Source organism: Shewanella sp. Koi 1, assembly GCF_052907445.1.
This window is the reverse complement of sequence record NZ_JBREJM010000001.1, coordinates 4,011,690-4,023,954: the sequence shown is the minus strand read 5'-3', so window position 1 is coordinate 4,023,954 and position 12,265 is coordinate 4,011,690. Positions and strand designations below refer to the sequence as shown.

General features: G+C 49.1%; 17 protein-coding genes. 7 read left to right on the top strand and 10 right to left on the bottom strand.

All coding sequences use genetic code 11. The features are described from left to right. Window positions 1-16 precede the first annotated feature (16 nt). The 10 genes from ACUZ8J_RS17795 to ACUZ8J_RS17750 all read right to left on the bottom strand — a co-directional run bounded on the left by ACUZ8J_RS17795 (window position 17) and on the right by ACUZ8J_RS17750 (window position 6,824). Window positions 17-292, bottom strand: coding sequence for an HPr family phosphocarrier protein (locus ACUZ8J_RS17795; protein ID WP_011621467.1), 276 nt, complete (start codon window positions 290-292; stop codon window positions 17-19). Then, window positions 279-1,133: an RNase adapter RapZ gene (rapZ, locus tag ACUZ8J_RS17790; RefSeq protein ID WP_011073702.1), complete on the bottom strand. Its 855-nt coding sequence runs from the start codon at window positions 1,131-1,133 to the stop codon at window positions 279-281. Before rapZ ends, ACUZ8J_RS17795 begins: the two co-directional genes overlap by 14 nt. Further along, window positions 1,130-1,573 carry a PTS IIA-like nitrogen regulatory protein PtsN gene (gene ptsN, locus ACUZ8J_RS17785; RefSeq protein WP_011621469.1) on the bottom strand — a complete coding sequence of 148 codons (444 nt, stop codon included), beginning with the start codon at window positions 1,571-1,573 and terminating at the stop codon, window positions 1,130-1,132. The genes rapZ and ptsN overlap by 4 nt, the downstream gene beginning before the upstream one ends. Before the next feature lie 2 nt (window positions 1,574-1,575). Then, complete coding sequence (gene hpf, locus ACUZ8J_RS17780; RefSeq protein WP_007650503.1) at window positions 1,576-1,863, bottom strand: ribosome hibernation promoting factor; 288 nt, start codon at window positions 1,861-1,863, stop codon at window positions 1,576-1,578. Window positions 1,864-1,891: 28 nt separating this feature from the next. Beyond that, window positions 1,892-3,367 (bottom strand): RNA polymerase factor sigma-54, encoded by a 1,476-nt coding sequence (locus ACUZ8J_RS17775; RefSeq protein WP_446694511.1) that lies wholly within the window; start codon window positions 3,365-3,367, stop codon window positions 1,892-1,894. A 105-nt stretch (window positions 3,368-3,472) separates the two neighbouring features. Further along, complete coding sequence (gene lptB, locus ACUZ8J_RS17770; protein ID WP_011621471.1) at window positions 3,473-4,204, bottom strand: LPS export ABC transporter ATP-binding protein; 732 nt, start codon at window positions 4,202-4,204, stop codon at window positions 3,473-3,475. Next, window positions 4,201-4,752 carry a lipopolysaccharide transport periplasmic protein LptA gene (gene lptA, locus ACUZ8J_RS17765; protein WP_088211738.1) on the bottom strand — a complete coding sequence of 184 codons (552 nt, stop codon included), beginning with the start codon at window positions 4,750-4,752 and terminating at the stop codon, window positions 4,201-4,203. Before lptA ends, lptB begins: the two co-directional genes overlap by 4 nt. Beyond that, window positions 4,739-5,299: an LPS export ABC transporter periplasmic protein LptC gene (lptC, locus tag ACUZ8J_RS17760; RefSeq protein WP_011715847.1), complete on the bottom strand. Its 561-nt coding sequence runs from the start codon at window positions 5,297-5,299 to the stop codon at window positions 4,739-4,741. Before lptC ends, lptA begins: the two co-directional genes overlap by 14 nt. Next, complete coding sequence (gene kdsC / locus ACUZ8J_RS17755) at window positions 5,296-5,847, bottom strand: 3-deoxy-manno-octulosonate-8-phosphatase KdsC (protein ID WP_023268678.1); 552 nt, start codon at window positions 5,845-5,847, stop codon at window positions 5,296-5,298. Before kdsC ends, lptC begins: the two co-directional genes overlap by 4 nt. Further along, window positions 5,847-6,824, bottom strand: coding sequence for a KpsF/GutQ family sugar-phosphate isomerase (locus ACUZ8J_RS17750; protein ID WP_011715849.1), 978 nt, complete (start codon window positions 6,822-6,824; stop codon window positions 5,847-5,849). The genes kdsC and ACUZ8J_RS17750 overlap by 1 nt, the downstream gene beginning before the upstream one ends. Window positions 6,825-7,385: 561 nt before the next feature. Here ACUZ8J_RS17750 and mlaF point away from each other — a divergent pair. From mlaF to murA, 7 genes are read left to right on the top strand one after another with little or no spacing between them, the layout of a single operon-like run. After that, complete coding sequence (mlaF, locus tag ACUZ8J_RS17745) at window positions 7,386-8,204, top strand: phospholipid ABC transporter ATP-binding protein MlaF (RefSeq protein ID WP_011715850.1); 819 nt, start codon at window positions 7,386-7,388, stop codon at window positions 8,202-8,204. Then, the gene (gene mlaE / locus ACUZ8J_RS17740) at window positions 8,201-8,986 is read left to right on the top strand and encodes a lipid asymmetry maintenance ABC transporter permease subunit MlaE (protein ID WP_023268675.1); all 786 of its coding nucleotides are present in this window, start codon (window positions 8,201-8,203) and stop codon (window positions 8,984-8,986) included. Before mlaF ends, mlaE begins: the two co-directional genes overlap by 4 nt. A 54-nt stretch (window positions 8,987-9,040) precedes the next feature. Continuing rightward, complete coding sequence (gene mlaD / locus ACUZ8J_RS17735; RefSeq protein WP_011715852.1) at window positions 9,041-9,514, top strand: outer membrane lipid asymmetry maintenance protein MlaD; 474 nt, start codon at window positions 9,041-9,043, stop codon at window positions 9,512-9,514. Window positions 9,515-9,523: 9 nt separating this feature from the next. Beyond that, the gene (locus ACUZ8J_RS17730; protein WP_089068473.1) at window positions 9,524-10,177 is read left to right on the top strand and encodes an MlaC/ttg2D family ABC transporter substrate-binding protein; all 654 of its coding nucleotides are present in this window, start codon (window positions 9,524-9,526) and stop codon (window positions 10,175-10,177) included. 5 nt (window positions 10,178-10,182) lie between these two features. Beyond that, a complete protein-coding gene (locus tag ACUZ8J_RS17725) occupies window positions 10,183-10,467 on the top strand; it encodes an STAS domain-containing protein (RefSeq protein WP_086901982.1) in 285 nt (94 codons plus the stop codon). A 16-nt stretch (window positions 10,468-10,483) separates the two neighbouring features. Further along, window positions 10,484-10,735, top strand: coding sequence for a BolA family protein (locus tag ACUZ8J_RS17720; protein ID WP_446694510.1), 252 nt, complete (start codon window positions 10,484-10,486; stop codon window positions 10,733-10,735). Between the two features lie 12 nt (window positions 10,736-10,747). Then, complete coding sequence (gene murA / locus ACUZ8J_RS17715; protein ID WP_011621482.1) at window positions 10,748-12,007, top strand: UDP-N-acetylglucosamine 1-carboxyvinyltransferase; 1,260 nt, start codon at window positions 10,748-10,750, stop codon at window positions 12,005-12,007. The last annotated feature ends 258 nt before the right edge of the window (window positions 12,008-12,265 follow it).

The following is a 12,265-nucleotide window of genomic DNA, read 5'->3' as shown; positions in this document are numbered from 1 at the left end:
TGAGATGTCGAGGCAATTAGCAGGCTTCGTCGAACTTCGCGTCGATAAGCGCGCAAATGGCATTGAGCGCAGGCTCCGCATCTGGGCCTTCGGCAATCAGGGTAATGGTTTTACCCATACCCGTTTCCAGCATGAGTAGCCCTAAAACACTGGCGGCAGAGGCTTGTTTTTCACCTTGGATCAGCGTAATGCTGGCATCAAACTCTGAGGCCAACACCACGAGCTTTGTCGCAGCGCGGGCATGTAAGCCGAGTTTATTGCAGATGGTGATTTGGCGCTCAAGCTTTGGCATGGCTTAACTCTCGGTGGCGGGCATTCACTTTGTGTTTACCGTTGCTAAAGCGTTTAGCCAGTTGCTCGGCCACGTAAACCGATCTGTGTTGACCGCCGGTACAGCCGATGGCGATGGTCAGATAGCTGCGGTTATTACGCTCTAAGTGGGGCAACCAAGTCTCGAGTAAATTCTCAATTTGCCAGATGAACTTGTTAACCAGCGGCTGGCGATTTAAAAACTCGGCAACGGGTTCATCTAAGCCGGTGAGAGGGCGCAGCTCGGGTTCCCAATGGGGATTGGGTAAAAAGCGCACATCAAACATAAAGTCGGCTTCGGTTGGCATACCATGCTTAAAACCGAAGGACTCGAAGTTGATCACCAGTTCCTTATCGACACTGCCAAGCAGGATTTGCCGTACTTGGTCGCTGAGTTCATAGATATTCAGATTTGAGGTATCTATGTAGTGATCCATCTGCTGTGACAGGGGCTCGAGCAATTTGCCTTCAAGTTTGATGGCTTCTTGCAGTGATACTCGGCTCTTAGATAAGGGATGTAAGCGCCGAGTCTCGCTGTAGCGCTTTAGCAGTACTTTATCGCTGGAATTTAAGAAGAAGCTGGTAAGTTCAGTGCCCTCTGGCAGGCTTGCGAGCTGTTTGACGAGTACCTTGTCTTGCTCCGGCAGGTTACGCACGTCAACGCTGATGGCGACGAGATCGTTACTGCCCTTGAGCTGTTCGAGTAAGCTGCCAATCAGCGGCAACGGAAGATTATCGACACAATAATAGCCGAGATCTTCAAGCACTCTTAGTGCGACCGATTTGCCTGAGCCTGAGCGCCCTGACACTATGACCAGTTTCATCCAGTGATTACCTGATAGAGTTCCGTTTCATCATGCGTCTTGCGCAATTGCTTCAATATTTGTTTGTCGCTGAGCTTTTCAGCCATGCAGGACAAAGTGCTTAAGTGCTGTTGACATTGGTCAGCAGGCACCAGCAGCGCAAATAAAATGTCGACAGGTTGTTTATCGATAGCATCAAAGGCTATCGGCTCCTCACATTTCACCAATATGGCTATGGGTTGTGTTATATCGGTTAATCGACCATGTGGAATGGCGATGCCGTTACCTATACCTGTGCTCCCCATCTTTTCGCGCGCCACTAGGCTTTCGAAGATCTCTTGAGATGAGAGGGTGGGGTACTGGGCAGCGGCTAAGTCGCTGATAAGTTCCAGTACCTTTTTCTTACTGCCCGGAGTGGCGCAGGTCGTGCATTCCGGCCGCAGTATGGTACGAAGTTCCATTGCTAGTGTTTTGTTAACTTCTCTTTGTGTTTAATAACCTGACGATCAAGCTTGTCGATCAGGACGTCTATGGCAGCATACATATCTGCATGCTCTGAAGTCGCGAAGACTTCACCACCGGTGAGGTTGATTCTCGCTTCGGCAATTTGTTGCATTTTCTCAACATTGAGCACAACGTGCACATTATTGATCTGTTCGAAATGACGTTCAAGTTTTGAAAACTTTTCCTCAACATAAGCCCGTAACGATTCAGTAATCTCGATATGGTGTCCACTCAGGTTTATTTGCATATAAACGTCCTCCGATTTCCACTTTAGGCTATAAACTTTTACGCTGATTGGAAGGGGGAATAAGCATCGCTTCTCGGTACTTCGCAATGGTTCTGCGCGCAACGTTAATTCCCTGTTCTGCCAGAAGCTGTGCCATCTTGCTGTCGCTTAATGGTTTTTTCTGGTTTTCCGCTGCAACCAGTTTCTTAATGAAGGCTCTGATTGCCGTGGATGAGCACTCACCGCCATCATCAGTCCCGACGTGGCTTGAGAAGAAATATTTTAGTTCAAAAAGTCCCTTTGGGGTATGCATGTATTTTTGTGTCGTCACCCGTGAAATGGTGGACTCATGCATTTCTACCGCCTCAGCGATATCGTTCAGGACCATAGGTTTCATGGCTTCTTCACCGTATTCGAAGAAGCCCTGTTGATATTGCACTATGCAGTTTGCCACCTTGAGCAGTGTTTCGTTACGGCTTTCAAGGCTTTTGATAAACCACTTGGCTTCTTGCAGATGCCCGCGGATAAATTGGCTATCGGCTTGGCTTTTGGTGCTGCGCGCCATGGCTGCATATTGCTGATTAACATTGATTTTTGGCATGCAATCTGGATTTAACTCGACCACCCAGCGACCGTTTTTCTTCGATACCGACACATCGGGGATGACATATTCTTCATCAACAGGGGTGATGAGCAAACCGGGGCGAGGGTTTAAGGTTTGGATCAGCGCTATGCTGTCCCTTAACTCGTCCTCTTTAAGTTTGGTCTTACGCATCAACAACCTAAAGTCGCGGGCGGCGATCAGATCTAAATGATCTTTGATCAACATGCGGGCGTTTTCGAGGTGTGGGGTATCCGGCGAAAAATGGGAGAGTTGGATAAGCAGACATTCGCTTAAATCCCTTGCGGCGACACCAACGGGATCGAAGTGTTGAATACGCTTAAGTACGGCTTCGACTTCATCCAGTTCTATCTCAGGATTGCCCATGGCCTCGAGGATATCTTCAGTACTTTGAGTGAGATAACCTTGATCGTCGATGGCATCAATAATCGCGGTGGCGATGGCTAAATCGGTTTCAGAGAAGGGCGTGAGGTTTTTCTGCCATTCTAAATGCTCGTACAGGCCTTCACTGGTTTCCCCTTGGAAGGGCATGTCATCTTCACGGCTGGCGCCAGAACCTGAGTTTGGCGAGGCGGTAAAAACTTCATCCCAAGTAGTATCCATGGGCAGTTCTTCGGGCAGGGATTCTTTGGTCAACGACTCGGCAATGTCCACGGTGGAATTGTCTTGTTCCTGTGGCAGGGCCGTTGTTTCGCTAAAGTCGGTATCGGCGATATCTTGCTTACGTTCGGTAGGCGCGTCGAATTGCTCCTCTTCCAGCTCGAGAAGAGGATTAGAGTCTAAGGCTTGCTGGATCTCTTGCTGCAGTTCCAATGACGACAATTGCAACAGACGAATGGCCTGTTGGAGTTGTGGCGTCATGGTTAACTGTTGACCCAGTTTGAGCTGGAGTGACGCTTTCATGTTACCGCTGATCCCTACGTTATTATTTTGAATTTAGGCCGCTTGTTATCATATCGATGGCGCTTATAAGCCAAAATTCAAGGCTAATTGGCTCTGTTTAAGTAACTATAGCCTGAATTGTTCACCTAAGTACACAGCCCTAACTTGCTGATTGTCTAAGATCTCTGCGGGAGTTCCTTCGGCAATCAGGTTTCCGTGACTGACAATGTAAGCATGTTCACAGACGTCTAAGGTCTCGCGCACATTGTGGTCTGTGATCAGTACCCCAAGGCCTCGGCTCTTGAGTTGTTCGATGATTTTCTTGATATCGATAACCGAAATCGGGTCGACACCGGCGAAGGGTTCATCGAGCAGAATAAACTTTGGATTGGCCGCTAAAGCGCGGGCAATTTCGACGCGGCGACGTTCACCGCCCGATAACGACATGCCTTGGCTGTCTCGGATATGGGTGATATGGAACTCTTCGAGCAGATGTTCCAGCTCTTCTTCGCGTTGATCGCGATTGAGCTCTTTACGGGTTTGCAGTACCGCCATGATATTGTCGTGCACGGTCAGCTTGCGAAAGATACTGGCTTCCTGTGGCAGGTAACCAATGCCTTTGCGGGCGCGCAGGTGCATGGGATCGGCGGTTAAATCATCATCGTCGATAAAGATATGGCCTTTATCGCTTTTGACTAAGCCCACGACCATATAAAAGGTGGTGGTTTTACCCGCGCCGTTTGGGCCGAGTAGGCCGACGACTTGACCCGTTTTCACCGTCAGGCTGACATCTTTCACAACCTGACGACTCTTATAACTCTTAGCGAGATTCTGTGCTTTTAAGGTGATTTGGGTCATTTAGAGTCCTGTTTTTTCACAGGTTTGTCCGCGGGCTGGTTCTTGATCTCTTCCTGATAGTTGTCAGGTTGAATAATGGTAATCACGCGATCATCACCGCTACCCGTGCTCTCAGCGATCAATTTTTGCTGAATAATATCGTAACGGATGAGGTTACCCGTCACTTGGCTACCCGCTTGGTCTAGGCTGGCAGAGCCCGTCAAAGTTAGGGTGCGGGTCGCCATTTCGTAGCGAATTTCTTTCGCGCTCGCCGAAGCTGGGCGTCCATCGTCGAGGATCTGGCTATAAGTCGCAGGATTACCGGTTGCCACTAAAATCTTGCTGTTTTCCCCTTCGGCAGAAAATGCACGTAGTTGATCCGCATGGATTTTAATCGAGCCTTGGGTGACTTCAACCGGACCGAAGAAAATGATCTGGTTGTTTTTAATGTCCGCAGTTTGGCTAACGGCTTTAATTTTCACTTCTTGCTGTAAGTCACCAACCTTGGCGAAGGCGCTCATGCTGGTGATTAGCATTAGGCCGGCAAGTAATATGTTATTTTGCTTCATAGGTTCCTACTACCTGACTGGTCAATTGCACTTCCTGCGCGTTAAGGTCGGCATAAAGGCCTTGCCCTTGAATATTAAAATCTTTCCCTGTGACGTAAATGATGCGGTCAGAGGTCATTATCATAGTGTTGAGATCGAGTTCTAAAAAACTGGTGGACAATGTCTGTATGGGTTCACCAGGGCTGATGGCATCGATAATAACATTATTTTCTAATACAACCTTGCCGGTATCTTTGTTGAGTCGACCTTGATCGGCTCGGATCTGCCATTTTGCTTTACCTTGGTCGGGATAGACAAGATAGACGGGCTCAGTAAAGTCGGTTTGGTTTTTCAGCTCATAGTGTTCCATGTGCTTTGCCGTGACGCGACTGTTAACTTGCCCTTGCTCATTAAACTCAATGCTGCGCAGATCTTCGATAATGTAATCGGGTCTGTCACTGACGTTCAAGCTGTCATCCGTATCGCCACCGCGTTTTTGCTGCACTTGCCAATATAGCACCAGCGCAGTACCAAAAAAGGCGATAATGGCGAGGGTCACACGACTCATATGCTCATCCCATGGGCGGAAGTGAACTTATTTTGGCTCAGTAAGAGCAGATCCGTGAGTTCCCTGAGTGCGCCATGTCCACCATTCAAGTGAGTCACAAAATGGGCGTGTTGGCGGACATAGGGATGACCATCGGCAACACAGACGGCCAAGCCGACCACATTCATCACAGGCAAGTCGACAATATCATCACCAATATAGGCGACTTCTTCTGGGGTGACATTGTAGAGCGACAGCAGTTCTTCATAGGGAACGAATTTATTATCCACGCCCTGATAAATATGCGTTACACCCAGAGCCGTCATGCGGTTTTCGACAATTTTAGACTGACGACCTGTTATCACGGCCAGATTAAAACCACTGGTCAATAATGAGCGCACGCCATAACCATCGCGGGTGTGGAAGGCTTTGAGTTCTTCCCCTGAGTTGCTCAAATAAATGCGGCCGTCGGAAAACACCCCGTCCACATCGCAGATCAGCAGTTTAATTTTTTGCGCCCTTTGCCAAACATCGTCGCTGATGGGGCCATAAAAACCTTGCTGTGGCATTAAATCACTCCCGCTTTAACCATATCGAGCATATTGAGGGCTCCGACAGGATGATGTTCTTTATCTATCACTATCAGGCCGTTGATATTTTTGGAATCCATCACTTGCAGCGCCTGCGCCGCTAAAACGTTTTCAGTAATTGTGACACAGTTTCGCGTCATCACATCGGCAATCGGCGTGGTACGCAGGTTGACTTGGGCATCGATAACGCGGCGCAGGTCGCCGTCGGTAAAGATACCCACGAGTTTGTTTTGCTCATCGATAACCGCGGTCATGCCAAGGCCTTTCTTGGAGATCTCATACAGGGCATCGGTGATGCAGATATCGTGTTTAACCAGTGGTAAGTCATCGCCGCTGTGCATCACGTTGCTGACTTTAAGCAGCAGCTTACGGCCTAAGGCTCCGCCCGGATGGGACATGGCGAAATCTTCCCGGGTAAAGCCTTTGGCTTGCAGCAGCGCAATGGCGATGGCATCGCCCATGACTAAGGTTGCCGTGGTGCTTGAGGTTGGCGCAAGCCCAAGCGGGCAGGCTTCCTCTGGCACCTCAATACATAAATGAATTTTAGATAGACGCGCCATGGTGGATTCTGGCTTGCCAGTCATGGCAATCACAGGGATGGCTTTACGCTGGATAACTGGCATCAGCGCGAGGATTTCGCTCGACTCGCCCGAGTTTGAAATCGCAAGAATCACATCATTGTCAGAGAGTACACCTAGGTCACCATGGCTGGCTTCGCCTGGATGGACAAAAAACGCTGGGGTGCCTGTGCTGGCGAGGGTGGCCGAGATTTTATTGCCAATGTGGCCTGATTTTCCCATCCCCATCACTATCACTTTGCCGGTGCAGTTGAGAATTAACTCGCAGGCTTGGGCAAATTCAACGGAATCGACATATTGATAAAGATTGTCGAGGGCCGATTTTTCAATATCGATGACTTTACAGCCCCACTGGCGCAATTGTGATTGGTCTACCATGTCTATCTCTCTTCTTGCATTGTCTTTGTCGCCCCGTTCTGGGATTGGAATAGCACAATTTGGTACGCGATAAAGATGATAAAATTAACGGCTTCTTACTCGGAGTAGCGTCTTATTGTTCTGCCCTTGCCTATAGGGTGTGAGGCAATAGGGCAGGATAACCTGTTTAGCGATTGAATGCCTTGAGCAAAATCATCGTCTTGGTTGTTTTGTGCTGCCACTTTTATTGCTATGGCCGCCATAATAACCAGTTTGACATTCAATATGGCTTTTGAGTTAAGTTGTCTTGCCTAGTTCAGTGTTATTTCGCTTATCTTATTAGCCTTAACTAAACAATCCTGCTGATTAATCAACAAGGATGAAAACATTAAGTAACACTTTATCTTCACAGAGCGAAAACTTAGGGCGCATTCTCGCTGGAAATGAGGCAAATTGAAAGTATCGCAGGACGATAGTGTCGATTCTGTTGTAGGTTAAAGCGCAATTACGTACAATTTGCGGCTCTTCGATTGGTCTGGGCAGGAAGCGTAGGCCACCTCTTTTCAAATATCGGAATCAAGCATGACTCAAGAACAAACGCCGTTGGTTGAGATCCGTCATTTGGGCTTCAGCCGTGGCCAGCGTGTCATATATGAAGATATTAGCTTGTCTATCCCTCGGGGCAAAGTTACCGCCATTATGGGCCCCAGTGGTATAGGTAAAACCACTTTGCTTAAGCTTATCGGTGGCCAATTAACGCCCGATAGCGGCCAAGTGTTGTTCGATGGTCAGGATGTGCATGCCGCGAGTCGTAGCCAATTATTTGAACTGCGTAAGCGCATGAGTATGTTGTTTCAAAGTGGCGCCTTATTCACCGATATCAACGTCTTCGATAACGTCGCCTTTGCGCTGCGTGAACATTCGGGCTTACCCGAAGAGATTATTCGCTCAATCGTATTGATGAAGCTCGAAGCCGTTGGCCTTCGTGGCGCCGCGCAGATGATGCCAAGTGAGTTATCCGGTGGGATGCAGCGCCGCGCTGCCCTTGCTCGGGCGATCGCCCTTGAGCCTGAAATGGTGATGTACGATGAGCCCTTTGCCGGACAAGACCCGATTTCCATGGGCGTGCTGGTGAAGCTTATCCGCGAACTCTCCGATGCGTTGAATCTGACCTCGATTGTGGTGTCCCACGATGTGGATGAAGTGCTCGGCATTGCAGATTATGTGTATGTGGTGGCAGATAAAAGAGTGATCGCCCATGGCACGCCTGAGGAGTTAAAGCATGCGGACAATCCGCAGCTCAAACAGTTTATTCAAGGCGCGCCCGACGGTCCTGTACCTTTTCACTATCCGGCGAAGGATTATCAGCAAGAATTAATGGCTAAAGGAGCTGGCAAGTGAAGTTATTCGACAGTATTGCCGACCTCGGCCGCAGCGCTATCGAGTTAGTGCTCGGTTTTGGCCGTGCGGGTTTGATGCTCTGGGGTGCGATTTTTCGCTGGCCTCGGGTGCGTAAAGGTTTTCCATTATTAGTGCGCCAAATCTATGTGGTCGGCGTACAATCTATGGTCATTATTGTGGTCTCGGGCCTGTTTATCGGCATGGTGTTGGCATTGCAGGGCTACAACATCTTAGTGGGTTTCGGTACTGAAGAGAGCTTAGGTCCCATGGTGGCCTTAAGCTTACTGCGTGAACTCGGTCCTGTAGTCACAGCGCTATTATTTGCGGGCCGCGCAGGTTCGGCGCTGACCGCCGAAATCGGTCTGATGAAGAGTACCGAGCAGTTATCCAGCTTAGAGATGATGGCGATTGACCCGCTCAGGCAAATCATTGCGCCACGTTTTTGGGCGGGGGTGATCAGCATGCCGCTGTTGGCGCTGATGTTTACTGCGGTAGGCATTTATGGCGGCCATTTAGTGGGCGTGGAATGGAAAGGTATCGATGGCGGGGCTTTCTGGTCGATTCTGCAAGCCTCGGTCGAATGGCGCCAAGATATAGTGAACTGCCTGATTAAGAGCGGCGTGTTTGCCGTGGTGGTGACTTGGATTGCTTTATATCGCGGTTATCAAGTGGTGCCGAATCCTGAAGGGATCAGCCGTGCTACCACCTCAACCGTGGTGCAATCGAGCCTCGCCGTGCTGGCATTGGACTTTTTACTAACAGCCCTGATGTTTGGCCGCTAACGGATTGCAGCGCCAAGGATACAGATATACGGATTAACAGAGTGGTAACTGAGCATGTTGACACGAAAAATTGAATTATTAGTGGGTATGTTTCTCTTAACGGGCTTAGCGGCCTTTTTGGTGTTGGTGTTTAAAGTCGCCAATATCGAAGTGCAGACCAGCGACAGCAGCTATACCCTCACCGCCAACTTCACTAATATCGGTGGCTTGAAGGTACGCTCTCCGGTCAAGGTCGGCGGCGTTGTGGTTGGCCGCGTGAGTAAGATTGATTTAGACCCAGTCAAACTAGTGGCTGTGGTGACGATTGTGATGGACAAGCGTTTCGATAAGTTCCCTGAAACCAGTAGTTTAGCTATTTTAACTTCAGGTTTACTCGGTGAGCAGTTCCTCGGATTAACACCGGGCTTTGTCGATGATGACGTGAGTATGCTTAAAGATGGCGACAAGATTGACGATACTCGCTCCGCATTAGTGTTAGAAGATCTGATTGGTCAGTTCTTATATAGTATGGGTTCAAAGGATAAATAGGGGTTAGCTATGTTGAAACGCTTATCGCGCTTTTTACTGCCGTTAGTATGGATATTTACTGCAACGACCGCACTGGCGGATGATGCCACGATTAACACTATGGACCCGTATGCCATGGTGAAATCCGTTGCCAATAAAACCTTCGACCGCTTTCATCAAGATAAAGCCTTGATCGACGCCGATGCGGATCACCTCAAGGTGATCGTGCGTGAAGAGTTGATGCCTTACATCGACTATAAATACGCCTCATACAAAGTGTTAGGCCAGTATTTAAAAGAGTCGACTGAAGATCAGCGCAATCGCTTCGTCGATGCCTTTGAAGGCTACTTGGTCTCAACCTATGCCCAAGCTTTTACCGAATACACTAACCAAAAAGTGGAGTTTTCTCCCGGTAGTGATTTCAGCAATGAGAAGATTGTCGACGTAAACGTACAGATTATCGAAGCGGGTCGTCCGCCGATTAAGCTGTTGTTTAAAGTTCGTCGCCTCAAGGATGACTCTTGGAAGGCGTTTGACTTAGTTGCCGAAGGCGTGAGTTTGCTGTCCTCTAAGCAATCTGAAATCTCGAATCTTATCCGCCAACAGGGGATTGATGCCGTGATCAAGATGCTGGAAGAGCGCACCAAAGATAAAGTGACTAAACAGCCTAAAGCAGGGAAGTAAGCGCCGTGGTTGAATTTGTGCAACAGGGTAAAATTTGCCACCTAAAAGGGCGTTTATCACAGGAACAAGTGGCCGCGTTATGGCCGCAAAGGCAAAGCCTGTTAAGCCAAGAAACCCAAATCTTATCGCTCACTGAGCTGGAATACAGCGACAGTGCTGGCGTGGCATTTTTGCTGGCGTTAGTACGCCAGCATGGCACGCCACTACAGCTATGCTCAGCGTCGGATCAGCTAAAAAAATTAATCGATTTATATGATTTACAGTCCTTCTTCACCGAAGAAGCGAATTGAAAAGGTACCGAATTTCATGGAATGCAGCTTAATAGAACAGATTTTACGTGACGCGTTAGCACTCGATGAAGTGCACGCCAGCTCCGATGGCAGCCACTACAAAGTGGTCGCGGTCGGTGAATGTTTTGACGGCATGAGCCGTGTAAAACAACAACAAGCCATTTATGCACCTCTGATGAGCTATATCGCCAGCGGTGAGTTACATGCATTAACGATTAAAACTTTCACGCCGACCCAATGGAAACGCGAGAAAATTTTCAACAGCTAGTAGTGAGGAAAAGTGGATAAATTAGCAATTCAAGCAAGCCCTCCGCTTGCTGGTGATGTGATTATTTCCGGCGCTAAAAACGCTGCGCTGCCGATTCTGATGGCAGGCGTGTTAGCCGAGACTGATTTTATTGTGTCGAATGTCCCCAATTTGCGCGATGTGAGCACCAGCTGCAAATTGCTGCGCTGCCTAGGCGCCGATGTGGATGAATTAGGCAATGGCCAAATCCGTATTTCGACCAAGAACCTTAACGAGTTCTGCGCACCTTACGATCTCGTTAAGACCATGCGTGCCTCGATTCTGATCCTTGGCCCGTTATTAGCCCGTTATGGCACCGCAGATGTGTCATTACCCGGTGGCTGCGCCATTGGTGCCCGTCCTGTAAACCTTCACTTACATGGCCTCGAAATGATGGGCGCCAAGATTGAAGTGAAAGAAGGTTATATCAAGGCCCGTGTCGATGGTCGCTTAAAAGGCGCCCATATTTTTATGGACATGGTGAGCGTGGGTGCGACCGAAAACCTGTTGATGGCCGCGGCACTTGCCGATGGCGAAACCGTGATTGAAAACGCGGCCCGTGAACCAGAAGTGATTGACTTGGCTAACTGTCTGATTGCCATGGGCGCGAAGATCACTGGTGTTGGCAGTGCCACACTGCGTATTCAAGGCGTTGAGCGTCTTCAGGGCTGTGAGTACCGTGTGATGCCAGACCGTATCGAAACTGGCTCCTTCCTTGTGGCTGCGGCAGTGACCCGTGGTCGTATCCGTTGCTTAAAGGCCGATCCAGCTTCGTTAGAGTCTGTTATCGCGAAACTTGAAGATGCGGGCGCCAAGATCACCACAGGTGAAGATTGGATTGAGCTCGACATGGAAGGCAAGCGTCCAAAAGCGGTAAATATCAAGACGGCGCCATACCCAGGTTTTCCAACCGATATGCAGGCGCAGTTCTGTGTGCTTAACGTATTAGCCCAGGGCACGGCGACCATTACCGAAACTATCTTCGAAAACCGCTTTATGCACGTGCCAGAGCTCATCCGTATGGGCGCGAACATGGAGCTTGAAGGCAATACTTGCATCATCCAAGGCATTGAGTCTTTGAGTGGTGCGCAGGTGATGGCGACCGATTTACGCGCTTCGGCAAGTTTAGTGATCGCAGGCTTAGTCGCCGATGGTAAAACCATCGTCGATCGCATCTATCACTTAGATCGCGGTTATGAGCATATCGAGCAGAAGTTCCAAGGATTGGGCGCGCATGTAGAACGTGTGCAATAACATTTGCGTAGGATTAGCTCCCAATAAAAAACCAGCCTAGTGCTGGTTTTTTATTGGGCGCAATTTGTTTAGGTAAAAAGGAAAGGGACATCTAAATGCTGGATCTGATTGATGGATGAGTCATGGCATTTGCTCGACGACTCGCAGCGAGTCCTTCCTTGGATGCTCGACCGCCCCATCCATGGGGCGGACGGTCGTCTCGCTAATCACCATGGCTCACCCCTTTTAGCATCGGTGTAGTCTGCAGGTTTTAAAGAA